Raw genomic sequence first — 25,569 nt, forward strand, 5'->3', positions numbered from 1 at the left:
CGGACGGGGCCGCCGAGCGGCGGCCTCCGACACTCAGGCGGGCTTGCGCGCGGCGACGTTCACGAGCGTCTCGCGGCGCTTGCCCGGCTTCGGTGCGTACAGGCCGATGCGCTCGAGGAGTCCGAAGTCTTTCGCGCGGCTCCACCACAGGTACGGGAACGACACATTGCGGGCGTCGAACGTGAACCCGCCGTCGCGCAGCATGGCAAGGTAGCCGTCGGCACTTTTCTGAACTTCCATCGGATGACGGAACAGCAGCCGGATCACCCACGACTTGATGTATGCGTCGGTCGATTCGGCGAACAGCAGCAGCCCGCCGGGTTTCAGTACGCGGCGAAAGTCGGCCAGCGCATGCTCCTGGTCGACGAGATGATGAAAGGTCTGATGGCAGAACACGATGTCGACGCTCGAATCGGCGAGCGGAATCTGTGTGCAGTCCGCACGATGCAGTTCGACGGGCGTGGCGCAGCGACGCGCGGCTTCCGACGCATGCGTGAGTGAGTCGTCGTGACAATCGATGCCGATGATTTTGCCGGGCGCGAACGCTTCGCCGAGCAGGCGGAACGATTTGCCCTGGCCGCATCCCGCATCGAGGATGACGGGAGCCTTCGGCAGCGGCGCGCCGATGAGCTGCTTGAGATCGTCGATGGCCACCCTAAGCACGTGATGCTCCCAGGTATGCGTGCGAAGAAACCAGATGCCGAAGCGGGTTTCGGGAACATAGGCGGGAGCGTGCGTGCGGCAGGACGTCATGGGTCTCTCGTCGGAATGTTGGATTTGTTGACCGCCTATTGTAGTTTGCAACGCCAGATCGTGGCGTGAGAAACGTAAGATATCCAATCCATCGAAATGGAACGGCAAGCATGAGTGAAATGAAATCGAATTCCGTCGACGTCGCGATCATCGGCGCGGGGCCGTCCGGCGCGGTCGCGGCCGCATTGCTGCGCAGGGCGGGCCGTTCCGTGCTGGTGCTCGAACGCCAGCATTTTCCGCGCTTTTCGATCGGCGAGAGTCTGTTGCCGCAAAGCATGCAGTATCTCGAAGAGGCCGGTATGTTGCAGGCTGTCGTCGAGGCCGGCTTCCAGTTCAAGAACGGCGCCTATTTCGTTTATCGCGACAGGATGTCGTCGTTCGATTTCCGGGAAAAGTTTTCCGACGGCTGGGGGACGGCCTATCAGGTCGAACGCGCCGCCTTCGACGATCTGCTGATCCGTTGTGCGGCGGACCAGGGCGCGGACGTGCGGTTCGGTCATACCGTGCAGGCGTTCCATCCTGGCGATATGCAACGGCTCGAGGTCGTCGACGAAGCGGGGTGCGAATATTCCGTTCATGCGTCGTTCGTACTCGACGCCAGCGGATTCGCGCGCGTGCTGCCGCGCCTGCTCGATCTCGAGGCGCCGACCGGCATGCCGACGCGCGCGGCAATCTTTTCCCACGTCGAAGACAGTCTGCCGGCCGGGTCGACCGATCGCGACAAGATCTGCATTGCCGTCCATCCGGCGCGTCGCGACGTGTGGTTCTGGATGATCCCGCTGACGAACGGGCGCTCGTCGGTCGGCTGCGTGGCCGACGCCGGTTTTCTCGACGTGCCGCAAGCGCAGCAGGAATCGTTGCTGCGGGAATTGCTGCAGAGCGAGCCGACGTTGTCGCGGCTCGTCGGCAGCAAGCCGTTCGTGATGCTGGTGCGTCGCATCGCGGGCTATGCGTCGAATGTCGAGCACCTGCACGGGCGCGGCTATGCGTTGCTCGGCAACGCGGGCGAATTCCTCGATCCGATCTTCTCGTCCGGCGTGACGATCGCGATGCGTTCCGCGCAACTGGCGGTCGCCGTGCTGGAACGTCAGTTGCGCGGCGAGACGGTCGATTGGACACACGATTACGACATCGCGCTGCGCAAGGGCATCGACACCTTCCGCGCGTTCGTCGAGCGCTGGTACTCAGGCGCGCTTCAGGACATCGTGTTTCATGAAGACAAGGCGTCCGACGTGAAGCGCATGGTCTGCTCGATTCTGGCCGGCTATGCGTGGGACGAGTCGAATCCGTTCGTGCGGGAACCGGCGCGCGGCCTCGACGTGCTCGCCGAATTCTGCCGAGCCGGCGGCCTTGGGTGATTCGGTGAATCGAGGCGGGCGCCGAGCGATGTTTCGTCCGGCGCCCGCCATTGCATCACCGTCGCTCAGCTACCCTGCAGCCGGATATCGCGCGACGACGCGCCGACATACACGGTCCCGCCCGGCACGAACTTCCAGCCGTTTCGCGACGTATCCCACACGCTCTGCATCCGCGGTGAAACGGTCACGCGCACATGCCGTGCCTCGCCCGGGTTCAGCCGGATCTTCTCCCAGCCGACCAGCCGCTTCGGCGGTTCGTCCTTGTACGGCACGCCGAGATAGACCTGCGGCGTTTCCGCGCCTGCGACGCGGCCGTCATTGCGCACGGTGAACGCGACGCTCAGCGAGCCGTCCCGTTGCCGCGACACCGACAGCCCCGAATACGCGAAGTGCGTGTACGACAGCCCGTAGCCGAATTCATACATCGGCTTGATATTGCGTGCGTCGTACCAGCGATACCCCATGTTCAGCTTCTCCGAGTAGACGGGATCGTTCTCGAACGCGCCGCCTTGCCGCCACGCCGGCGAATCCTCGTCGCGCGCCGGGAACGTGACGGGCAGCTTGCCGGACGGATTGACCGCGCCGAACAGCACGTTCGCGATCGCCTTGCCGCCGCCTTCGCCCGGGTACCACGCCTCGACGATCGCCGACACGCGGTCCTTCCACGGCATCAGCACCGGATTGCCGCTCTGCACGACGACGACCGTGTGCGGGTTGGCACGCGCGACCGCTTCGACGAGCGCGTCCTGGTTCGACGGGTTCGCGAGGCTCAGGCTCTGCAATTCGCCGAAATCCTCGCCGGCCGCTTGCGCGACCACGACGATCGCGACGTCCGAGCGTGCGGCGAGCGCCGCGGCCTGGTCGATTTCCTGCTGCGTGTACGCGCGGAACGGCGACTGCTGATCGCTGTTGCCCGCGAACGTGACCTGCGCCGCCGGCGCGAGCGCGCGGATCGCCGCGACGATCGGCACGTCGACCTTCAGCCACGGATTGCGCCACCAGCTGCAGCCTGTCGACGAGCCGAACGTGAGGCCGCCGCAGCCCGCGAACGAACCGGTGACCGGATCGCGCGTGTTGCCCGAGCCGCCGCCCGACAGCACGGCCGCATCGGCGTGGCCGCCGATCACGGCGATCCGCGACAGCGCGGACGCGACGAGCGGCAACTGATTGCCGTCGTTCTTCAGCAGAACGATCGACTGCTCGGCGACGCCCTGCGCGAACCGGTTCGCGGCCGCGAAATCGATCGTGCCGCCGGCCTTGGCCGGATCGTCCATCACGCCGACGCGGATCATCACGGCCAGCTTGCGGCGCACCATGTCGTCGAGACGCGCGGTCGACACCGAGCCGTTCGAGATCGCCTGCTTGACGGCGGCCGGCGTCAGGTAGACGCTCGGCCCGACGTCCTCTTCCTCGTCGAGCCCGGCGTTGATCGAGGCGGCCGTGCTGTGCGCGGCGCCCCAGTCGGATTGCACCTGGCCCTGGAAGCCCCACTCGTTCTTCAGCACGTCGTTCAGCAGGTGATTGTTCTCGCACGCGTACGTGCCGTTCAGGCGGTTGTAGCTGCACATCACGCTGCCGGGCTGCCCGCGCTTCGCGGCGATCTCGAACGGCAGCAGGTAGAGCTCGCGCAACGTGCGTTCGTCGATCTGCGTGTTGCCGCCCATCCGGCCGTGCTCCTGTTCATTGCCGGCATAGTGCTTGATGGTCGCGATGACTTTCTGCCGCTGCGTGGCGAGCGTGCGCTCCGCGAGCAGGTCGCCGGCGAGCAGCGGATCCTCGCCGAGATACTCGAACAGCCGGCCGCCGCGCGGCTCGCGCGCGAGGTTGGTGCCGCCGGCAAGGCCCATGCCGAATCCTTGCGCACGCAACTGGATCGCGACCTGCTTGCCGTAGTCGTACGACAGGCGGCGATCCCAGCTCGCGGCGACGGCGATCGTCGCGGGAAAGGTGGTGCTCGCGAGCGACGTGCTGCCGGAGCCGGTGGCCGAGTCGACCATGTTGAGATCGGGAATGCCGAGCCGCGGCACGCCCTGGATGTAGCCGGCGCCACCGCCCGGCACCTTCGACATTTCGTATTGCGAATGAATGAACTGCAGTTTTTCGTCGAGCGTCATCTTGCGCACGAGGAGGTCGGCGCGCCGCTGCGCGGCGGATGACGCGAATGCGTCGGCGGCGTCGCCCGGTGAGTTGAAATCGGCGTTGCCCGCATAGACGCTGGTGCAGAGGGTCGCCGCCAGGACGGCGGCCGGCCAGAGTGTGTCCCGCATGTTGCTCTCCATGATCGTATTGCCGGTTGTTGTTCGGATGATGTCTGGAGCTGCGTACGTCCGATGGATTCGCATCGAACGCATTCGGCTGGCGATGCAGGGTGATTGCGCGTCGGCATGCCAGCCAGGCGGGGAATCGTTACGGCCGGTTGGGCCCGATCGGAGCATGCGGACGGCGACGCGGACCGCCCGCCACTGCCGAATCGGATGTAGCGATTCTCTGCAGCGACCAATCGTACGAATGTAGTATGACTACAGCATTGGTGTTTCTACCGATACGTATGATCTTTTTTCGATGCGATTGCTCGATGCGGGCGAAAGACGGTCATCGTTCCCGATGAGGTGTCTGCGGCGGAGTAAGAAGTACCTGCGCGATGCGCTTTGTTGTGCGCGCATCGAAGGGAGCGTCATCGGATTCCGGCCGCTGCGAGGAAATCGCGCAGCACGGCCGACGCGCTAGCTGCGTCGAGCGACAGCGCTGCCAAGCAGCGGAATCCCGGCGCGATAGACGACGGTCGCGAGCGCCGCGGCAACCGCGGCCTCGGCCGTCAGCACGGCGGCGGCCGCGCCCAGTTCCGCGAAGTACTTCGCGAGCACGGGCACCAGCACGATGTTCAGAATGCCCGACGACATCAGGATCCGCGTGAACGCCGATTTCATCCCGAGCGGCAGCATCGTCTGCACACCGAACAAGTCGGTCATCCCGGCCATGAATGGAATGAACGCCATCCAGCGCAGCACCTGGACCGTCGGTTCGTACGAAGGGCCATACAGGAGGCGCACGGCAAGCGGCGCGCCGAAGAAGATGGCGAGCGAGATGCCGAGCACCATCACGACCTGCACGACGAACAGCTTGCGCAGGAACGAGAACGCGTCGTTGCGTGCGTGCCGCATCAGGTAGCTGATGCGTGGATAGGTGGCGGCCTTCAGCGGCTGCAGCATGCTGAGCGCCGCGCGGATCAGCTTGTCGCCGGCGGCGAAATAGCCGGCCGCGACGTTGCCCGACACGAAGCCGAGCAGTACGGTGTTGGTCGACGCGTAGAACGCGATCGACGTCGACGCGAGGAACACCTGCCAGCCGCCTTTCAGCGATTCGGCGATGTCGGCGATACCGACGCGCACGAAGTCGATTTCCCGCTGGAAATACAGATAGGCGGCGAGCACGATCGCGGACAGCGTCGGCACGGCGGCGTTGACGATCATCGCGCGATCGATGTCCGCCGGGCTGTGCACGAGCGCGAACATCGCGGGCAGGCTCAGGATGCGGCCGACGAACAGGATCACGCTCAGCGCGCGCAGCTTCTCCATGCCCTGGAAATACCAGCCCGGCGTAAACGCCACGCCGGCCACCATCCCGAAACCGATCAGCAGCAGGTCGCGGTCCTCGCCGAAGCGCTCGACCAGAAAGGTCAGCGCGATCAGCACGACGAAGCAGATCGCGGCGATGCCGATCTGCGCGTACAGCGTCGCCCAGAAGATGCGCGAGCGCTCGGCGCGGTCGTCGCGGGCGAGCGCGATGCGCGGCGTCGCGGTCAGGTCGAAGCTGTAGCTCGTGCAGTTGGTGAGGTAGGCGATGACCGCGAGCGAGAACGCGAGCTGCCCGTAACCCTCCGGCCCGAGCGCGTGCGTCAGCAGCGGCGCGATCAGCAGCGGCACCGCGTACATCGAAATCTGCAACGTCAGCAGCAGCAGGAAGTTCTTCTTGATGTTTGACATTCGCTCGGTCGGCGCCGTGAGTGGCGCATGGCGGCGGAGTGCGGGCCGCCGTGCGCGCGCGGCCGGCCGGCGCTGGCCCGGCTGCGTGAGTTCGCGGCCCGTTCCGGCGGGCGCCGGTTTCGTCCGGCGATGCCGGACACGGCCACATCGTATGGCGGTCATGATACGGGCCGCGCGAGACATCTGTGTTCGCGAGCCTACCGTTCGCGGATTCCGTGCGCGCGTGCGGCGCGAATCGCGCTGCGGCGTGCATCGTTGTATCGCCGCCGTGGTCAATGCATTTGTAAGCTGGCGCACCGAAGGACGCTCGGGCCCGGTGCTCTAATCAAGCGCACTGTTTTGGTTCAGCGAGCAAAGGGCTTGACGACGACTCGGGCCGACAACCGTCGTCCCCGGGCGACGGAACACGACGACGCATGGCGAAGGGCGAGCGGGGCGCGCAGGGGCGCGACGGCAGTCCGTTACCCGAAGGCCGTGCGTTCGCCGACCTGTCGCACGATCGCGGCATGGCCGATCCCGGCGGAGCCGCCGGCGCGGGTGTCCGCACCCGATAACAAATACCGATCCGAGGAGTACCGATTGAAGCCGATAACGTTCGGCAGCTGCGTGGGGTGGCTGCACGAAGGACAGACGACACAAGGCGTGATCCTGTGCGAATCGCTGGGGCACGAGGCTTCGTGGACGCACAAGCTGATGCGCGCGATCGCGGAGCGGCTGGCGCGCGACGGCGTGACGGTATTGCGATTCAACTATCCGTGCACCGGCGACTCGGCGGGCGACGATCGCGATGCCGGTCGGCATGCCGCGTGCATCGCCAGCATTCACGACGCGATCGACCTGTTGCGGGACCAGGCCGGCGTCACCGCGCTGACGCTCGTCGGGATCCGCGCAGGTGCGCTGTTCGCGATGCTGGCCGCGGCGGGCATGGGCTCGCGCGAGTCGCCGCGCGTCGATGCGCTGGTGGCGCTCGCCCCGGTCGTGCGTGGCCGCGCCTATCTGCGCGAGCTGTCGTTCGTGCATCGCCAGTGGCTCGACACCACGTCGCCGGCAATCCGCGCCGCGCATCGCGACGAACCGTGCATGAACGTGCTCGGCCACCGCTTTCCCGCCGATTTCGTCGATGCGCTGAAGGCGCTCGATCTGTGCGACGTCGTGCGCGATGCGCCGACATTGCCCGGCGCGATGCTGCTGATCCAGCCCGATCAGGGCGACGGGCCGGCATTGCGCGACGCGTTGCTCGCGCGCGGCGTGGACGTGACGAGCGATCCGTTCCGCGAATGGACGACGACGATGCTGGACGGTACGCGCTCGCGCTTGCCGCTTGCTGCGATCGACACGCTCGCGAACTGGATCACCGAACGCGCGCCGCATAAGCTGGCCGGTGCCGACACCGCGTCGCGAGTGGACCCCGCATGGAATGGCGAGTCGGCCGTCGCACTCGACATGAACGACATGACCGAGCAGGTCGTCGCGGTCGGTCCGGACCGGCTGGTCGGCGTGCTGTGCCGGCCCGCCGATACGCGGCCGGCGAAGCCGGTCGGCCCGGCGGTCGTGATCGCGAACACGTCGACGAATCCGCGCAGCGGCGAAGGGCGCTTCAGCGTGCGGCTCGCCCGCACGCTGGCACGCGCCGGCGTGACGACGCTGCGGATCGACGTGCATGGCGTCGGCGACAGCGGGCCCGCCGTGACCGACGATCAGTCGGGCGTCGTGTATTCGACGCAGTCGAGCGACGACGTGGCGGCTGCCGCGGACTGGCTGCGTGCGCTCGGTCATCCCGAAGTGGTCGCGGCCGGCATTTGCTCCGGCGCGTATGCGGCGTTGCATGCGGCATTGAAGACGCCGTCGCTCGGCGGCGTGATCGCGGTCAATCTCGCGCGCTTCGTGTGGCCGGCAGGGCTCACGCTCGACGCGGTGCAGAAGCAGCGGAACAACTCGGTGCGCGGCTACTGGCTGTCGGTGCGCGACTGGCAGAAGTGGAAGCGCCTCGTGCGGGAGCGCCGCGACCTGCGTCCGATCGTGCGGGCCGTGGCCGCGAATGCGATCGCGCGGGTCAGCGTGCCTGCGAAGGCGCTCGCCGCGCGCGCCGGGTGGAAGCCGCGCAGCGGCACGCCGCGCGGCGTGATGCATGAACTCGCGCAGCGCAACGTCAGGACGACACTCGTGTACGGCGCACTCGATCCCGGCATCGACGATGTCCGGCGTCACTTCGGCGCGATCGAGCACGCGTTCCGGCGCTCGCGTCACGTGCGCTTGTATCTCGAGCCGGAGGTCGACCACGCGGTGTACGGCGCGGCGGGCACGGACATCGTAATCGACCTGTGCATGCAGGCGCTGGGCCACGACTCGGCCCGGCCGGTCGCGCGCGTCGCCGATCCGGCCACACAGGAGGCGGCCGCGCGATCGTACGCGAACGTGTCGGTCGGCAGATCGTGATGTGTGGCGCGCCCTTGCCGACACTTAGGGGTGCGATCGCGTTTGGCTTGAAGATCGGCGTTCGGTGGGCTCGCTCACAGACGCGCCGTCCGCCGTGGTGTCCAATCCCGTATCGGCGCGTGCGCGGCGGGATGCGTCAGTCCGGATCGCCCGGCTGCGCGTAGGGCGTCTTCTCGTAAGGCGACGTGTACAGCGTGCCGGTGTGCCAGAGGTCTTCGGTAGGCGCATCGGTCACTTGCGGGCGATGCGGCCGCGTCGGCACGAGCAGCCGGCGCAGTGCACCGCGAGCGCGCGATTCGGGCGCTGCGGCGGTGCTCGCGGCGGGAAGCGCAGCGCCAGGTGACGCGACATCGGATGCCGCCGTGGCCGGTTCCGCGGCCGCGCCGGTTATCGCGGTTTGTGCGGAACGCTGGAGCGGCACCGGCGCGAGCGGCGTCGACGACGCGAAGCCCCGCGCGTCGGCCTGCGTGGCGGGCAAAGTCTGCGCGCCGGCGGCACAGGCAACGCTGGCCGAGACGATGCAGACGAGTGACGAAAGCGATGCAGAGCAGTTCATGACGAATCGTACGGAGTACGTGCGGTGAAGAGGGAGGCGCGGCACCGCCATGCGAGCCGCGCCGCCAAGCGTAATGCCGGAATTCGCCGCGTTCGGCGGGTTACCGCACAGTTTTGGAAGGACACGATGTCAATCACCACGCAACCGGAATCGACGCTCGGGACGCCGCGGTCACCCACCGCAGGCATCCGGCGCGCGCCGTGGCTGTCGCGCATGGCGATCGTGGCGGCCGCGTGCGCGCTGAGCGCATGTGCGTTGTCGCCGGGCATGAGCTACCGGGCGCCTGCCGCGCGCGACGCGAATGCGCGCGTGAGCGCTGACGCATCGGGCTCGGGCGGCCTCGACGGCGTGCAGAACGTGTCGAGCGAGGATCTGATCGAAATCACGCCGGCGTTCGTCGCACAGCAGCATTCTGGCCAGCGCGCCGACGTCGACGCGGAGATCCGCCAGTTGTTCGGCAAGCCGAGGCCATACGCGATCGGCCCGGGCGACGTGCTCGGCATCGTCGTCTGGGACCACCCCGAATTGAACCTGCCGACGACGCAGACGACGGGCGGCGGCGACGGCGTCGGTGCCAGCTCGGTCGCGACGGGCTACACGGTCGACGCGAACGGCAACGTGCAGTTCGCGTATGCGGGCCTCGTGCATGTCGCGGGGCTGACCGAGGCGCAGGCACGCGCGCTGCTGACGAAGCGGCTCGGCGAATACGTGCGCAAGCCGCAGATCGCGCTGCGCGTGCAGACCTACCGCAGCAAGCGCGTCTATCTGGACGGCGAAGTGCGCACGCCGGGTCTGCAGATCGTCAACGACATGCCGATGACGCTGCCCGAGGCGATCGACCGCGCAGGCGGTTTCACCCCGACGGCCGACCGCTCGCAGGTAGCGGTGACGCGCGGCGACCGGACCGTGAACGTGAGCCTGCCCGCGCTGATCGCCGCGGGCGTGAACCCGTCGAACATCCTGCTGCGCGACGGCGACCTCGTGCGCGTGCGCGCGGCGAGCGACGCGAAGGTATTCGTGCTCGGCGAGGTGTCGCGGCCGGCGACGCTGACGCTGACCGACGGCCGGATGAGCCTCGGCGAAGCACTTGGCGACACGGGCGGCGTGAGCCAGTACACGTCGGACGCGCGCCAGGTGTTCGTCGTGCGCCGCGGCCCGGACAACCGCCCGCGGGTGTACCACCTCGACGGCAGTTCGCCCGCGTCGTTCGCACTGGCCGACCAGTTTCCGCTCCAGCGCCGCGACGTCGTGTTCGTCGATGCGTCGTCGCTGGTGCGCTGGAGCCGCGTCGTCAACCTGCTGATTCCGTCGTCCGCGCAGGGTGCGCTGACGGCCAGAGCCATTTCGCCGTGACGCTCGTGGCGGATTTCGTGACCGCGACGCGCGTCGCGCCATACGGGACTGATGCTGAATGACTTCTTCGACCCTGCCTGACCCGCCCAGCGGGCCCGCCCTGCGGCCGTCCTATCCGGTGCGCCGCTATTGGGGCATGCTGTACGGCGGCCGGCGCCTGATCCTTTGCACGGCGCTCGCGGGCGCGCTCGTCGGCGCCGTGTACGCGCTGTGCGCGGCGCCCGTCTACCGGACCGACATCCTGTTCCAGGTCGAGCAAAGCCCGACCGACTCGAAACAGACGTCGCCGCCCGGCGATCCGTCGGCGGTGTTCGACCTGAAGACCGACGCGTCGACCGAGATCGAGGTACTGAAATCCCGCGCCGTGCTCGATCGTGCGATCGACAGCACCAATCTGGCCGTCGACGCGCGGCCGCATTATCTGCCGCTGATCGGCTGGCGGTTCGTGAACGCGGCCGACGGGTTGTCGTCGCCATTGCCGGGCGGCTACGTGTACGGTACCGAGCGCATCGACGTGCCGACCTTCGACGTGCCGAAGCGCCTGCTCGGCAAACGCTTCGCGCTGACGCTCGGCGACGACGGCGTCTATACGCTGCAGCGTACGGGCTGGTTCGGCCGGAAGGGGCCGGTATGGCAGGGCCGTATCGGGCAGCCGCTGCATGTCGACACACCGCAGGGGCCGCTCGACATCTTCGTGCGCGACGTGGCCGGCAAGCCAGGCGCACGCTTCGACCTGACGCGCTACAGCGACGAGGAAGCGACGGTCTGGCTGCAGAAGAACGCGCTGATCTCGGAGCGCGGCAAGCAGTCGAACATGATCGGCGTGACGCTCGACGGCATCGATCCCGTGCACGACAGCCGCGTGCTGAACGCGATCGGCGATGCGTATCTCGCGCAGAACACGCAGCGCAAGTCCGAGGCGGCCGACAAGCTGATCCGCTTCATGGATACCCAGCTGCCGCAGCTGAAGGCGCAACTGGAACAGGCGGAAAACCGCTTCAACGCATTCCGTGCATCGCATGGCACCGTCAACACGAGTGATGAGGCGCTTGCGTTGCGCCAGCAATCGGTCGACATCGAGACGCGCGTGCAGACGCTGCAGCAGCGGCGCGAGGAATTGCTGACGCGCTTCATGCCGAAGCATCCGGCGTTGGTGGCCGTCGATGCGCAGCTGGCCGACGCGCAGCATTCACTCGACACGACGCGCAAGCAGATCCAGCAGTTGCCGACCGTCGAGCAGGGCGTGCTGCAGTTGCAGCGCGATGTGGCTGTCGATACCGCGTTGTACACGAACCTGCTCAACACGCGCCAGCAGATGATCCTCGCGCGGGCCAGCAAGACCGGCACCGTGCGGATCGTCGATACGGCGAAGGTCGCCGAGGAGCCGATCGGCCCGCATCGCGGCGTCGCGGTGATCGCGCTGCTGATGCTGGGGCTGCTGGCGGGCGCGGCGATCGTGATCGTCCGGCAGCGTGTCGTCGGCACGATCGGCGACGCCGAGGAAATCGAATGGACGACGGGGCTGCCCGTGTTCGCGACCGTGCCGCACAGCGCGGTTGCGGTGCAAGCGGAGTCGCGCCCGAAGGCCGGACGGCGCGGCACGCGCGCGCCGATGCCGCCGATCGACGCGCAGGATGCGCACGACGCCGCGCTCGAAGGCCTGCGCAATTTCCGTGCGGCGCTGCAATTGTCGATGCCGGATGCGTCGAATCCCGTCGTGCTGATTTCCGGGCCGACGACAGGCGTCGGCAAGTCGTTCGTCGCCGCGAATATCGCGTCGCTCGTCGGCGCGGCGAAACGGCGGGTGCTGCTGATCGATGCCGACCTGCGCAAGGGTTCGCAGCACGAGCGGTTCCGCCACAGCCGCGCGCCGGGCCTGTCGGACGTCGTGGCAGGCACGCACGGGCTCGCCGAGACGATCCGGCGCGGGGTCGCGCCGGGCCTCGATTTCATCGCGATGGGCAGCATCGTGCCGGACCCGGGCGAATTGCTGCTGCAGCCCGCGCTCGCCGCACTGATCGAGCAGGTCGCGGCGCGCTACGACATGGTCGTGATTGACGGCCCGCCGTTGCTGCCGGTGGCCGACGCGCTGGTGCTCGGCCGTCTTGCGGGAACCGTGTTCCTCGTCGCGCGCAGCGGCGTGACGACGCTGACCGAACTCGAAGAAAGCGCGCGACGGCTCGAACACGCGCATATCGACGTATGCGGCGTAGTCCTGAACGATTACCAGGGCGCGCCGGGGCGGTACGACTACGGCTACAAGGATGCGAACACGCATCAGGCCGCGTCCGGATATACGGAAGGAATCGCGTCGCGGCAACGGGTGGAACGGGCGTCATGAGCCGGCGAGCGGGCGGGGCCGGGTGCGGGCCGCGACGGCGTGCTGCGACGACGCGCACGGCGGCGCGCGTGCGCGGCGCCGCCGCCGGTGATATGGGCGGTTACACGGGCTACTGGTGGGAAGATCCGGCACGCCTCGTGCTGATGTTCATCCTGCCGTTGTACGGGATGCTGTCGCTTAGTCTGCTGGGCGACCCGAAGGCGATCGCGCGTGTCTATTTCGACGGCTACTACGCATTCGTCGGCGCGCTGTTCCTGATGGTGGTGATGGCGGCCGCATGGCTCGCGACGGCCGAAGCGCGCACGCGACGCGGGCCACCACCGGCCGCGGTCGAGCTGTCGCCTCGTGTGCTCGATTTCGTGTTCGCTCTCGCGCTGTTCGGCTATGTGCTGTTGCTGAGCGGCATCCTCATGCATCCGGCGCTGCTGGTCGCGTTCGTGCGGGGCGACGCGAATGCGTACGACATGCTGGAACTGAAGGGGCGCATCACGGGCCTCAGCACCCTCACGCAGGCGACCGCACCGTTCGTCGTGCTGTATTTCTACGTGTTCCGGACACCCGTCAAGGGACTGAATCGCTACAAGATCTACTTCGCGGTGCTTGCCGTGCTGACGCTGATGCGCAGCTTCATCTTCGCCGAACGGCTTGCGCTGATCGAGATGGTGATGCCGCTCGCGCTGATGGTCGTGCGGTTCCGGCTCGGCGGCCGGTATTCGCGGCTGTTGACGCTTGGCCCGTATGCAGCGATCCCGTTGCTGTTCGGCCTGTTCATCGCGAACGAGTACAACCGGTCGTGGGAAGCCTATTACGTCAACATCTACGACAACCTGTTCGATTTCGCGCTCGAACGTCTCGGCCTGTACTACTCGACGTCGTTGAACAACGGCGCCGGAATACTGAGTGTGCTGGGCTGGGACCACGGCCACCCGATGTTTACGTTCGACTGGCTGCTGCGCTTCCCGCTCATCGGCGCGACGTTGCAGCCGTGGCTGGACTCCGGCGACAGCATCAACCTGTTCCTGAACGGCTACGCCGACCCGGAGTTCAACAACCCGTCGGGCATCTTCGTCCACTTCTACGAGTGGGGCTGGTTCGGCCTGCTCGATGCGCTCGTGCTCGGCTGGGCGGTCGGTCGCAGTTATGCGGGCTGGCGGAGCGGCAACGGGTTCTGGTGCTGCATCCATGCGGTGCTTTACGTGTCGGTCATGGAAGTCATGCGCACGCCGAACCTGTTCAGCGGACGCAATTTCGTGCCGGTCGTGCTGCTGATCGCGATCTTCCAGTGGTTCGCCAAGGCGCCGGCACGTGCTGCGCCTGCCGCGGGAGGCGGCGCCGATGGAGACGGAAACCGGCGCGGCGTTGCGCGTGGCAATCGGGCCGCGGACGTCGATCCGGTGTTGTCGCGATAAGGCGACGGTCGACCCATTACTCATCATGGCGACTCACAAGCAGAAGTTTGAAATTCTGGACGGGTTGCGCGGCATTGCGGCAATCAGCGTGATGCTCATGCATTTCCTTCAGGATCTGCCGATTCCGATACTGCAGAGCGCTTATCTTTCGGTGGACGTGTTCTTCATGCTGAGTGGCTTCATCCTCACGTACTCCTACGGGGAAAAATTGCGTCAGGCGTCGTGGCGGGGCGAGTATGTGAAGCGACGGGTGATCCGCCTTTATCCGATGATATGCATCGGATTGACGATCGGGGTCGTGAGCCTCGTCGTCATGCGCGTCAATGCGTCAGCGGCGTTTTCGTTCGGCAACCTGGCCGCAGCCACCGGCCAGAATTATTTTCTCGTTCCGTATCTGGGTCGTTTTTCGGTGTCGGGCTTTGTCGGTGCTACGAATCACGGCTTGCAAGCGGTCGACGATCCCGGTGTGTTTCCTCTGAATCCGCCGGCCTGGTCGCTGTTCTTCGAGTTGTTCGCGAGCGTTGTGTTGATCGCGGCCGTCAGGATGAAAGAGCAGAGCCTGCTGAGACTGGCCTATGCATGTCTCGGTGCGTTCGTCGCGTATGGATGGCTCGTGGGCCTCGACCACGACAAAGTGACTGTCATCCTGAATCAGGGCTGGGCGGCCGATAATTTCTTCGGCGGATTCTTCAGGGTCGGCTACGGGTTCCTGCTGGGCGTGGCAATCGCGAAGATGCACGACGCCGGTCTCCCGGCGAGGCCGCACTGGTTCGCGGCCGGGCTCGTCAGGAACGACTGGATGCTGTTTGCCGTGTTCCTGCTGGTCGTCCTGTTTCCGACGTCGATCAAGGGAATTTACGCGTTGGCCGTGCTGTCGTTCGTCGCCCCCGCGCTGGTTTATCGCGGCGCCATGCTCGCGCCGAGCGGCAACGCGGTGGCACGGATCAGCGCGTTCCTCGGCTGGATTTCGTACCCGCTTTATTGCGTGCATTACCCGATCGGAAGGCTCGTGTTCGCGTATGCGCCGCAGGGCGACATCCACGTCGTCAGAACCGCAATGCTTGCCGCGTGCCTGTCGATCGTGTCGGCCGCGTTCCTCGCGAAATTCGTCGAGGAACCGATCAGGTCGTATCTCGGCAAGCGCCTGTTCGGCAATCAACCGGCCGCGACCGGCAGCACCGTCAACGTCGCGTAATCGCGCCGATTCGGTCGCCTGCCGCTCGCGCTACAGCGTCTCGAAGATCGCCTTCATCATCTCGGCACTGCGGCTCCAGCGATATTGCTCCGCATGCGCGATGCCCTTGCGTTTGAGCTCGGCCCGGAGCTCGGGGGAATCGAGCAGGCTACGCAATTTCCGCGCGATGTCGTCCTGCGAATACGGATCGCAGTACAGCGCCGCATCGGCACAGACTTCCGGCAGTGCGGCCGATTTTCCGACCAGTGCCGGGCAGCCGTAGCGCATCGCCTCGAGCGGCGGAATGCCGAAGCCTTCGTAGATCGACGGATAGAGAAAGCAGGCCGCGTTCTGATACAGCGCCTTCAGTTGTTCGTCGCTGATGTAGCCGACGTACTTGATGTTCGGCTCCGGCGCACCAACCGGGTCGTGCTTGCCGAACACCGTGGTGTTCTGCATCCCGACGATCACGAGATCGACCGACGGATCGCCGATCTGCCGGAATGCGGCGATCAGCCGGCCGAAGTTCTTGGTGGGATTCATGCTGCTGACCGCGAGCACGAATCGATCCGGCGTCAGCGCATGTTTGTCGAGCACGCTCGTGTCCGGTTCCAGTGCGTCGAGATGATCCGCACCGAGCGGCACGACGCGGATCTTCTCCGCGGAAACGCCGCAGTGATGGGCGAGGCGATCGCGCGAGAAACGGGAGTTGGTCAGCACGCACACCGAGGTTCGCGCCAGGATCCAGAACATGATCCGGTACCACACGCGGAACGGCCGGGAGAAATGCGCGGGCGTGTCGAATACCGCCGCATCGTGCATGTAGATGATCTGGTTGCCGAGGAAGATCGATGCCGAATTGCCGAGATTGACGATGCGGCCGCGGCGCGCGAACAGCGGGAGGATCAGCTGCTCCCACACCACGCCCTTGTAAAAGCCGACCTCGACTGTCTTCGCGCCGCTCACCGCGACGCCGGGCCGTGGCGGCACCAGCACGGTCACCGGATCCTGCGGCTGAAACTTGATCAATGCGGCGATCAGCTCGCGCGCGACGCGTTGCACGCCGGTCGTCTTCTGCGTCGTGAATCGGCCGTTGTAGACGAGTTGCTTCGATTTGCTGGCGATCATGTCGATAAGGAGGTGTCGAAATCGGGATCAGGCTTCGACGTGATCCGGTGCAACCGGCTCGAAGTCGCGTGTGTCGGCACGCGGCTCGTCGGCGCCGAGTCCGTAGAGGGCGTTCCACTGGCGGAAGATCGCGTTGATCGAAAATCGCTGGATCGCGCGTTGCCGGGCCGCGGCGCCCATTTGTTCGCGTAGCTGCCGATCGTCGCGGAGCATGGCCACGTAGGCGGACATCTCGTCGGCGTTCGACGCGACGTAGCCGGTCACGCCGTGGATCACCACGTCGCGATTGCCGACGACGTCCGTCACCACGGCCGGTATGCCGGCAACCTGCGCTTCGATCAGCGCGACCGGCATGCCTTCCCAGCGGGAGGTCTGCACGTAGATGTCCAGTTCGGACGTGAGCGCCAGCGCCCGCGCGCGGGTCACCCAGCCACTGCAGACGACGGCACTGCGCTGGCTGGGATCCGCAATCTCGGCCGCGTTGCCGCCGATCCACAGAAACTCGACGTCGGCGCCGTGCAGCGTGTTGGCGAGCCGCACGAATGCTTCATGGTTCTTCTGGAACGACGCACGACCGCTCATTCCGATGACGACCTTGCGATCGTCGCGCGTTCGACGCGGCGGGATCTCCGCCACATGGACGCCGTTTTCCACCAGGACCGCCGATTTCGGCCTGACCTTTCTTCTGATCTCGCCGAGCTCGCTGCCCGAGCAGGCGACGACGGTGCCGCCGATGCGCGCCGCGATGCGTTCGAAGCTCAGATACGCGAACTGCTTCATGCGCGACACGTCGCAGCGCAGGAACGAGAGCCCGTGCGGCGAGTAGAGGACCGTCGCATTCGGCGCGGCGATCCGGGCGGCGACCCGCCCCAGCACGCCGGCCTTCGACGAATGCAGATGGATTGCGGTCGGCTGGCAGTCGCGCAGGTTGTGGATCAGCGCGCGCAAGCTCCGCAGGTCATGGGCGACGCTGACCTCGCGCACCATGTCGACATGGACGAGCTTCACGTCGGGCCGGAACAGAGTTGAAAAATCGGCCGGCGTTTCCGCTCGGACCGAGTGCAGTACCGTGACGTCGGCGCCGGTTGCCGCGGCATGGTTGGCGAGATGCGTCAGCATCGAAAGCACGCCGCCACCAAACGCTTCGGCAATATGAACGATCTTTTCTGTGGTCATCTTTGGGTCCAGCGATCCGATCGCGTCGGTCATCGCCCGTCGCAGTGGCGGGCAGCCGGTGAATCGTGCGGTCGCGTCGTCCGTTTCCTTGAACTATGCATTCCTAATTGATAAATGCTTGCGAGTCGTGGCCATTGAATCCCGCTGCCTGGATCGCGTGTGCGAAGCGGATAAAGCGGTCGGTCGAATTGCGCCAAACGCGATGCAGCGCGACGAATCGAAACCGCGTTCGACTACGGCGACTGGGGACGATGCAACGACGAAGTCCGGTCAGTGCGCGTGAATCCACTGGTCCGGATCATTGTGCAGCGCATGCGCGAACGACTGGGTGCGATGGCTTACCGAAGAAGCGATTCGGCGGCGGACGTTACGGCCCGACGACGCTATCGTGTGCCGACGCGCTGCCCGGACGACTTGCGCACGCGCGCAAGCGGATTGGAGATATAGCGAATCGCACGGTTGCTGAGCGTTGACGATGGCAGCAGGCACGCGAGCGACAGCCCGGCGACGGCCACCTTCTTTGCAGGACGCCAGAACGGATTGCGCAGCACGGTATGCCAGTAGCGTCCGGATTCGCACAGGAACCAGCGCCAGCGCCGCACGAGCGGCGCGTGATACAGCGTGCTGGCGAAGCGGGCCTTTTCGATCGCGAAGTCGAGCGGCGCGATCGGCAACGCTTCGTGCAACCGCGTGCCGGCGAGCGTGCGCAGCGTCGCCCATCGGCGTTCCGCCTTCAACGCGCCCGTCGCGGCGTCTTCCGAATTGGTGAGTGCAAGGGCAGGTGTGTCGGCGACCGGGCGTGAATCTGGCTGCTGATGCACGCGATAGCCACCGAGCGTTGCGTCGATCATGTGCACGGCGCCGAGCAATGCGATGCCGTAGATCGCATAGAAATCCGCGCCATGCAGGTTGTCGGGCGTGACAGGCACCGGAAAGATGCGCTTGAGCGCGTCGACCCGGTACGCGTTGCCGGACGCGGGCGGCGACGGATACAGCCAGCCCGCGCGCAACAGGCGGCCGCAATCGGTGTCGACGGACTGCTGCGGCACGCTCGCACCGGTCATCGCACCGTCACGCGCGATCACGTCGAGCCGGAAGTGGACCTTCACGAAGTCGCCGGACGCAAACGCGGCCAGCACGCGGGCCGCGGCGTCCGCATAGAGGAGGTCGTCCGCGTCGAGCAGGATCACGTAGCGCGTCGCGACATGCTCGAGTGCGCGGTTGTACGCGGCAACCTGACCGCGATTTTCCTGGAACACCGCCGTCACGCGCTCGCCATATGAGTGAATGATGTCGCGCGAATCGTCGGTGGAACCGTCGTCGACGACCAGCACGCGTACACCGTGCACCGTCTGCGCGAGCGCCGAATCGATCGCGTCGCGCAGGTATGCGCCGTGGTTGTAGTTGCAGATGGCGATGGTCAGGTCGGTCATGAACGGGTTCTGGACGAGCGAAGAGCGGACGGCCGGATGCCCGGTGCCTTGCGGCGACGCCGGAGCGCGGCCGCGTCGTATGGTGGCCATGATACGGATTGCAGATCGGCGCTCGGTTCGCGAGCCTACCGTTCGGCGATGCGCCGCGCAGGCGGCACGCATCGGTCTGTTGACGCACCGACACCCGGCCGGATCGAATGATTCAATCGAACGTATCGCGTCGTCCGCTGCGACGAGGGTGTCTTGGGCGGGCGCCTCGGCGGGCACCCGGCGATTCGCGTGTGCATGCCGACGCGCGCGATGTCATTCCAGAGGAAAGGATTCGATATGCGTAGACCGCAATGCTCGTTCCGCGCCTGCGCGTTGATCGCCGGCATGTGCATGGCAGGCGCATTGGCGTGGCCGGATGGTGCTGCGGCAGCATCTGGCGCGCTTCATGCGAATGTGCCGGATGCCTACGTGCGTCCCGCCGCGGACGCGGCCGATCAGGCCGACATGCTGCAACATGCGCTGGACGCGTTGCAGCCGGGCCAGCGCCTGGTATTCGCACCGGGGCGGTACGTGGTCGGCCGTTCGCTGGTCGTGCGGCAGCCGAATGTCGTGGTGTCGGGCTACGGCGCGACGCTGATCGCGACCATCGCGGACGACCAGACGGTCGAGATGCGTGGCGACGGTACGACGCTAGTAGGCTTCCGTCTTGCGGGCACCGGCACGACGCGCCTGACGACACCGGAATCGACGAAGATCGAAGTCACGGGACGCGGCGTGCAGGTGCTCGACAACGTGATCGACGGCGGCGCCGGCGCCGGCATCTTCGTGTTCGGCGGCGCGGAGGTCGCGATCGTCGGCAACGAGGTGCTGTCGACGCTGGCCGACGGCATTCACATGACGCACGGCTCGCACGACGTGCTCGTGCGCGGCAATGTCGTGCGCGGCACCGGGGACGACATGATCGCCGTGGTGAGTTACCAGGCGGAAGGCGTGCTGACGCGCAACGTGCTGATTACCGGCAATTCACTGGAAGGCAACCCGTGGGGCCGGGGCATCACGGTGGTGGGCGGCGCGAATGTCACCATCTCGAACAACATCGTGCGCAACGTGCAGGTGAGCGCGGGGATTCTCGTCGCGCAGGAAGACAGCAACCACACTTACGGCGCGTCGGACGTGCGCATCGAGAATAACGTGATCGCGGACATCCAGACGGCGACGGGCCGCACCGATCCGCGTCCGATCACGCAGCAGGCGGCGATCGAGGTCAGCACGTGGTCGGGGTCGGTGTCGCGTGTGACCGTGATCGGCAACCGCGTGTCGAATGCGCGCTTCGACGGCATTCGCCTGTGGGGAAACGTATCGGGCGTGCGGCTCGCGGACAACCAGCTGTCGGGAATCGGCGGCATGGCGGTGCGGGTCGGCCCCGGCAAGGATTGCGCGAGCGATGGGCCGTCGCGGCCGTCGGCGAACGCGGTGAAAGAGGCGACGTGTGCGACCGCGCGTCAGTCGACAGCGACGGGTGCCGACGCGCTCGGCGCGGATCCGTCGTCGCTGCCGCGCGTGCGCGAGACCGTGAGGCAGGCGCGCTGGTCGCAGCGAAGCATCGAATGACCGCGCGCCGACGCAAATCGAACGCGCCTATCGAACGGCGTCCCGTTCCGCCGCTTCCTCCTGCGGCTCGTCAGGCTCGCACGGTGAACGTGGCGCCGGCTGCGCGGAATCGACGACCGGCCGTCCATACCGATCGTCGAACCGCACGATATCGTCTTCGCCGAGATAGTCGCCCGACTGCACCTCGATGATCTCGAGCGGGATCCGGCCGGGATTCTCGAGCCGATGGACCTCGCCGACGGCAATGTAGGTCGATTCGTTTTCGCTGAGCAGGAACGTGTCGCTGCCGCGCGTGACCTTCGCGGTGCCGCGCACGACGATCCAGTGCTCGGCGCGGTGATAGTGCATTTGCAGCGACAGTTGCTTGCCGGGTTCGACGACGATCCGCTTCACCTGGAACCGCTCGCCGAGATCGATCGAATCGTAGTGTCCCCACGGCCGCTGCACCTTGCGGTGCTCGCTCGCCTGGGGGCGCTGCTCGGTCTTCAGGCGCGCGACGATGTTCTTCACGCGCTGCACGTCGTGCTTGTTCGCGACCAGCACCGCATCGGGCGTTTCGATCACGACGACGTCCTTCATCCCGACGCATGCGATCAGCCGGCCTTCCGAGCGCACGAAACTGTCCTGCGTGTCCTCGAACACGATCGGCCCGCGTGCGACGTTGCCCTGATCGTCCTTCGGCATGATTTCCCAGATCGCATCCCAGGTGCCGACGTCCGACCAGCCGGCCGAAAGCGGCACGACGATGCCTTCGATGCCGAGGTCGGGGCTCTCCGCGAGCCGCTCCATGACCGCGTAGTCGATCGAGTCGGCCGGGCACGCGTCGAAGGCCGCCGCGTCGATCCGGAAGAACGGATCCTCCGCGATGCCCGCACGCCACGCCGCATCGCAGGCCGCATGGATGTCGGGCGCGAGCGCGCGGATCGCCTTCAACCAGATCGATGCGCGCGTGACGAAAATGCCGCTGTTCCACCAGTAGTCGCCGGAATGCAGGTAGCGCTCGGCGAGCGCGGCGTTCGGCTTTTCGACGAAGCGCCCGATCGTGTAGCCGCCTTGTCCGCCGAGTCGGCCCGCGCGCGGTTCGCCGACCTGGATGTAGCCGTAGCCGGTTTCCGCGCGGCGCGGCAGCACGCCGAGCGTGACGATCGCGCCTTCCTGCGCGTAGCGGGCCGCGCGTCCGATCGCTTCATGGAATGCGCCGACGTCGCCGATCACGTGATCGGCCGGCATGACCGCTAGGACGGGATCGTCCGCGAGCACGCTGGCGTCGAGCGCCGCGAGTGTCAGCGCGGGTGCCGTGTTGCGCGCGGCCGGCTCGAGCAGGATGCGCGCGGGCGCGGCGCGGCCGAGCACCTGGGCGGCGCTCATGATGCGATGCTGTTCGCCGCACACCAGCAGCAGCGTGTCGCCGAGCGATGCGTTCGCGATGCCGTTCAGCCGGCGCGCGGTCGCCGACAGCGGCGATTCGTTCGACGTCAGCTCGATCAGTTGCTTCGGATACTGCTCGCGCGACAGCGGCCAGAGCCGCGTGCCCGAACCGCCCGCGAGAATGACGGGCAGGATGCGGGGCAGCTCGGGTTCGGGAACCGGGCGAAGGGTGGTCATCGATTGGCTCCGGTATCGGCGGGCAGCCGGTTGTGTGTGCGGCCGTCGGCGCGCGCGTCGTCGTTTCGCGGGCGCGGCGCCGGGGCGGCCCGCGACAGCAGCTTGCGCAGCGTGCCGGCGGCACGGTCGGCCGGCCGGACGAGACCGACGAACGGCGCGCCCTGTTCGAGATACGGGCCGTAGGCCTTGCGGAATCCGAAGCGTTTGTAGAAAGCCTGGCGCTGAGCGGGAACGTGCGTGCGTACCGCCACGTCGGGCCACGCGGCCTGCGCGGCCGTGAGCGCGCGCTGCATCAGCTGCTCGAGGGTGGCGTCGTCGCGACATGCCTCGCTTGTCAGCACCTTGTCGATTACGACGTCCGGATCGACTTCGTCGCCGGGCAGCACGCGCGCGTACGCGACGACTTCGATCATGTCGCCCGTGTGCATGCGCGCGAACACGTGCAGCGCGTGCGCATCCTTGCCGTCGATGTCGAGATGCGTGTGCGCGTCCTCGACCACCAGCACCGCGTTACGCGAGCGCAGGATTGCATAGAGATCGACGGCGCTCAGATGTTCGAATTCACAACAATGCCATTCCATGATGCGGTCCTCGTGTGAAGCCTTCAGCACGCCGTACGCACGAACGCGTTCACGCGGTACGGCGCGGCGATGCCCATGATGCGGATGCGGCGTGCGCCGGTCTGTTCGACAGCCTACTCACCCACCCGTTTGAAGCGGGCAGGAACGGGCCGCGCGGCGCGTCCGCGTGCCGCGAGCGGAGCAATGTGCGGTAGCACACACTGGCCGAGCGGAGGCTTTTCCATAATTAGCCTGTCGCGACGGGCCGCTGCTCAGCACGCAGTACGGGCCGTCGGCATCGAACACGATTGAAGAAACCGGGGGCCGTACTTGAACATCGCGATTGCTCACGACCGGCGGGTCGCACATCGCCGCCTCGGGCGCATACGATCGACTGTCGCATGCAGACCAACGTCTGTCGCTTCATCGATTTCCTCGCGCGGCGCAGGTCCGTCATTCGGACACCGCCGTTTCGGCGCACCGGCACGACGCGTGCATACTTGCTACTGCGCGTTGCCTGTCGCGTCGGCTCGGCGGGAGCGCCAGGGCGCGCGCCGTGCATGCCGAGCATGCTGCGTTGCGCAATGAAGCGGACGACACGGCAGGTTGCGCTGCCGCGATGCACCGTCGCTTCATTACGACGTTGTAACGACCACGCGCGGTTCGCCGGTATTCGATGTGACATTCCCGTGTCGCGCGACGCAGGCGATTACCGACGCCTGAAAAACACTGCGCGGTTCTTACACGCGATTTCATTCAGAATCGTAGGCAATGAGCAGTACCCATCTTGCAGAAAAGTGGTATTTGCCACTGATTGACGCGAATGGTCGTAGATAATCAAATCCGAGTCGCTAAATGCGGCGGGGCTGGCGGGGCGGCGGCGTAACCGGCTGAATCGATGTTTATCGTTTGGTAACAAGCCGTCTCGATACGGGGTGTAAATTCGGGAGTAAATGAAATGAGGCAGCCATTCCGAAAGCGGGCTGGCGGCCGTCCAGTTCAGCATCGAGCGCGACTGTCGTGTACGACGCGACGCAAATGCGGACGGGATTCCCGTTTGCCGACGTGCTCCGCCTGACAGCGCGTCGCATCAAAGCCGGAACGCCGTGGCTTCCACGGCCGCGCGTTCCCTTCGAGTTCGATGACAATGAGGCCGGATGAAATCCGGCTCGACCTCCGGGGGTTCTCGCCGTGTGCAGTTTCGATCTTCGCCAAGGCTGCGGAAACGCAGCACGGACCGGCGGCCATGCGCCGCCGCCCGCAGCGCACGCGAACGGTTCGCGGAGTGGAGAAAGTGATGGTTCGCTATGAATATGCCAATAACGCGCGATAAGAGCGCCGGCGCGGGGAGGACTTCCGGGCAGCGTCCTCTGATTTACTGGACGCAGTCGCCTTCCGTCATGCTTCGCAAGGAACTCGCGCGACGCGACTGGAAAGTGACGATCGTCGCGCACGCGAGCGAGCTGCGCGACACCTCGGGCGAAATCACCTGCGGCATCCTCGACCTGAGCGGCGGCCACGCCGACGCGATCGGCAGCATCGCGTCCACCTGCGCGTCGATGCGCGATGTCGTGTGGGTCGCACTGGTCGAGACCGGTCAGACCGCGTCGCCGAACGTGCGCGCGCTGTTGCGCGACTATTGCTTCGACTACATCACGTTGCCCGCGTCGCATCAGCGGATCGCCGACACGGTCGGCCATGCGTACGGAATGGAATGCCTGTTCGCGCGCGATCGCGAACGCCTCGAATCGCAGGAGAACGGCATCGTCGGCACCTGCAGCGCGATGCTGCGGCTGTTCGATACGGTGCGGCGTTTCGCGCGCACCGACGCACCGGTATTCGTGTTCGGCGAGACGGGAACCGGCAAGGAGCTGACGGCCGTCGCGATCCATCGTCATTCGGAGCGGCGCAACGGCCCGTTCGTCGCGGTCAACTGCGGCGCGATCCCGCCGCATCTATTGCAATCGGAACTGTTCGGCTACGAGCGCGGCGCGTTTACCGGCGCGAACGCGCGCAAGGCCGGCTACGTCGAAGCCGCGAACGGCGGCACGCTGCTGCTCGATGAAATCGGCGATCTGCCGCACGAGAGTCAGGCGAGCCTGCTGCGCTTCCTGCAGGAGCGCGCGATTCACCGCCTCGGCGGCAGCGATCCGGTGCCGGTCGACGTGCGGATCGTCTCGGCGACGCACGTCGACCTGCGCGAGGCGATGGAAGAAGGGCGGTTTCGCGCGGATCTGTTCCACCGCCTGTGCGTGATGCGCATCGACCAGCCGCCGCTGCGCGCGCGCGGCAAGGACATCGAACTGCTCGCGCATCACATGCTCGAACGCTTTCGCGGCGACGCGCGCCATCGCGTGCGCGGCTTCTCGACGGATGCGATCACGGCGCTCTACAAGCACGACTGGCCGGGCAATGTCCGCGAGCTGATCAACCGTGTGCGGCGCGCGGTCGTGATGACGGAAGGACGCCTGATTACCGCGCAGGATCTCGAGCTCGAATACTGTCTCGACGCGGCTTCGCCGTCCGTCGCCGACATCCGCAAGTCGATCGAGCGCGAAGCGATCGAAACCGCGCTGCTGCGCACGCGCGGCCGCGTCGCTGCTTCCGCGCGCGAGCTCGGCGTGTCGCGCGCGACGCTCTATCGCTGGATGGAAGCGTACGGCATCGAGCGGCCGCGCGGCACGGGGTCGTCTGACTGACGC

General features: G+C 66.5%; 17 protein-coding genes. 8 read left to right on the top strand and 9 right to left on the bottom strand.

Translation table 11 applies throughout. From position 1 onward, the window contains the following. Positions 1-33: 33 nt before the first annotated feature. Positions 34-753, bottom strand: coding sequence for a class I SAM-dependent methyltransferase (locus BAMB_RS18195; RefSeq protein ID WP_011658635.1), 720 nt, complete (start codon positions 751-753; stop codon positions 34-36). Between the two features lie 110 nt (positions 754-863). Here BAMB_RS18195 and BAMB_RS18200 point away from each other — a divergent pair, with 110 nt between their 5' ends. Then, positions 864-2,111 (top strand): NAD(P)/FAD-dependent oxidoreductase, encoded by a 1,248-nt coding sequence (locus BAMB_RS18200; protein ID WP_011658636.1) that lies wholly within the window; start codon positions 864-866, stop codon positions 2,109-2,111. A 65-nt stretch (positions 2,112-2,176) separates the two neighbouring features. On the opposite strand, the gene BAMB_RS18205 is transcribed toward BAMB_RS18200, so the two are convergent. Both BAMB_RS18205 and BAMB_RS18210 read right to left on the bottom strand, forming a co-directional pair. Next, the gene (locus BAMB_RS18205; RefSeq protein WP_011658637.1) at positions 2,177-4,378 is read right to left on the bottom strand and encodes a glycoside hydrolase family 3 C-terminal domain-containing protein; all 2,202 of its coding nucleotides are present in this window, start codon (positions 4,376-4,378) and stop codon (positions 2,177-2,179) included. 456 nt (positions 4,379-4,834) lie between these two features. After that, entirely contained in the window at positions 4,835-6,094 is a 1,260-nt protein-coding gene (locus BAMB_RS18210) for an oligosaccharide flippase family protein (RefSeq protein WP_011658638.1), read from the bottom strand. A 579-nt stretch (positions 6,095-6,673) separates the two neighbouring features. Between BAMB_RS18210 and BAMB_RS18215 the strand changes: the two genes are divergently transcribed. Continuing rightward, positions 6,674-8,530, top strand: coding sequence for a serine aminopeptidase domain-containing protein (locus tag BAMB_RS18215; protein ID WP_011658639.1), 1,857 nt, complete (start codon positions 6,674-6,676; stop codon positions 8,528-8,530). Positions 8,531-8,666: 136 nt separating this feature from the next. On the opposite strand, the gene BAMB_RS18220 is transcribed toward BAMB_RS18215, so the two are convergent. Next, on the bottom strand, positions 8,667-9,137 hold the full coding sequence (locus BAMB_RS18220) for a hypothetical protein (RefSeq protein ID WP_011658640.1): 471 nt from the start codon (positions 9,135-9,137) through the stop codon (positions 8,667-8,669). A gap of 75 nt (positions 9,138-9,212) precedes the next feature. On the opposite strand from BAMB_RS18220, the gene BAMB_RS18225 reads away from it, so the two are divergent. Genes BAMB_RS18225 through BAMB_RS18240 form a run of 4 tightly spaced genes read left to right on the top strand, consistent with a single transcriptional unit; the run spans position 9,213 to position 15,384 of the window. Next, complete coding sequence (locus BAMB_RS18225) at positions 9,213-10,439, top strand: polysaccharide biosynthesis/export family protein (protein WP_011658641.1); 1,227 nt, start codon at positions 9,213-9,215, stop codon at positions 10,437-10,439. A gap of 58 nt (positions 10,440-10,497) precedes the next feature. After that, the gene (locus BAMB_RS18230) at positions 10,498-12,780 is read left to right on the top strand and encodes a polysaccharide biosynthesis tyrosine autokinase (protein WP_011658642.1); all 2,283 of its coding nucleotides are present in this window, start codon (positions 10,498-10,500) and stop codon (positions 12,778-12,780) included. After that, positions 12,777-14,189: an oligosaccharide repeat unit polymerase gene (locus BAMB_RS18235; protein ID WP_011658643.1), complete on the top strand. Its 1,413-nt coding sequence runs from the start codon at positions 12,777-12,779 to the stop codon at positions 14,187-14,189. The genes BAMB_RS18230 and BAMB_RS18235 overlap by 4 nt, the downstream gene beginning before the upstream one ends. Further along, on the top strand, positions 14,116-15,384 hold the full coding sequence (locus tag BAMB_RS18240) for an acyltransferase family protein (RefSeq protein WP_227739377.1): 1,269 nt from the start codon (positions 14,116-14,118) through the stop codon (positions 15,382-15,384). The genes BAMB_RS18235 and BAMB_RS18240 overlap by 74 nt, the downstream gene beginning before the upstream one ends. Positions 15,385-15,414: 30 nt before the next feature. Here BAMB_RS18240 and BAMB_RS18245 read toward each other — a convergent pair whose 3' ends face one another. From BAMB_RS18245 to BAMB_RS18255, 3 genes are all read right to left on the bottom strand, one after another. Beyond that, positions 15,415-16,491: a glycosyltransferase family 4 protein gene (locus BAMB_RS18245; protein WP_011658645.1), complete on the bottom strand. Its 1,077-nt coding sequence runs from the start codon at positions 16,489-16,491 to the stop codon at positions 15,415-15,417. A gap of 27 nt (positions 16,492-16,518) precedes the next feature. Then, positions 16,519-17,667 carry a glycosyltransferase gene (locus BAMB_RS18250; protein WP_041491640.1) on the bottom strand — a complete coding sequence of 383 codons (1,149 nt, stop codon included), beginning with the start codon at positions 17,665-17,667 and terminating at the stop codon, positions 16,519-16,521. A 383-nt stretch (positions 17,668-18,050) separates the two neighbouring features. Further along, positions 18,051-19,100 (bottom strand): glycosyltransferase family 2 protein, encoded by a 1,050-nt coding sequence (locus BAMB_RS18255; RefSeq protein WP_041491445.1) that lies wholly within the window; start codon positions 19,098-19,100, stop codon positions 18,051-18,053. A 327-nt stretch (positions 19,101-19,427) separates the two neighbouring features. Between BAMB_RS18255 and BAMB_RS18260 the strand changes: the two genes are divergently transcribed. Continuing rightward, entirely contained in the window at positions 19,428-20,702 is a 1,275-nt protein-coding gene (locus BAMB_RS18260; RefSeq protein WP_011658648.1) for a right-handed parallel beta-helix repeat-containing protein, read from the top strand. Between the two features lie 27 nt (positions 20,703-20,729). On the opposite strand, the gene BAMB_RS18265 is transcribed toward BAMB_RS18260, so the two are convergent. Then, positions 20,730-22,307 carry a mannose-1-phosphate guanylyltransferase/mannose-6-phosphate isomerase gene (locus BAMB_RS18265; protein WP_011658649.1) on the bottom strand — a complete coding sequence of 526 codons (1,578 nt, stop codon included), beginning with the start codon at positions 22,305-22,307 and terminating at the stop codon, positions 20,730-20,732. Further along, positions 22,304-22,888 carry a GNAT family protein gene (locus BAMB_RS18270; protein WP_011658650.1) on the bottom strand — a complete coding sequence of 195 codons (585 nt, stop codon included), beginning with the start codon at positions 22,886-22,888 and terminating at the stop codon, positions 22,304-22,306. Before BAMB_RS18270 ends, BAMB_RS18265 begins: the two co-directional genes overlap by 4 nt. A 1,286-nt stretch (positions 22,889-24,174) precedes the next feature. On the opposite strand from BAMB_RS18270, the gene BAMB_RS18275 reads away from it, so the two are divergent. Then, the gene (locus tag BAMB_RS18275; protein WP_011658652.1) at positions 24,175-25,566 is read left to right on the top strand and encodes a sigma-54 dependent transcriptional regulator; all 1,392 of its coding nucleotides are present in this window, start codon (positions 24,175-24,177) and stop codon (positions 25,564-25,566) included. Positions 25,567-25,569: the final 3 nt, after the last annotated feature.

The organism is Burkholderia ambifaria AMMD (assembly GCF_000203915.1).
Taxonomy (GTDB): Bacteria; Pseudomonadota; Gammaproteobacteria; order Burkholderiales; family Burkholderiaceae; genus Burkholderia; species Burkholderia ambifaria.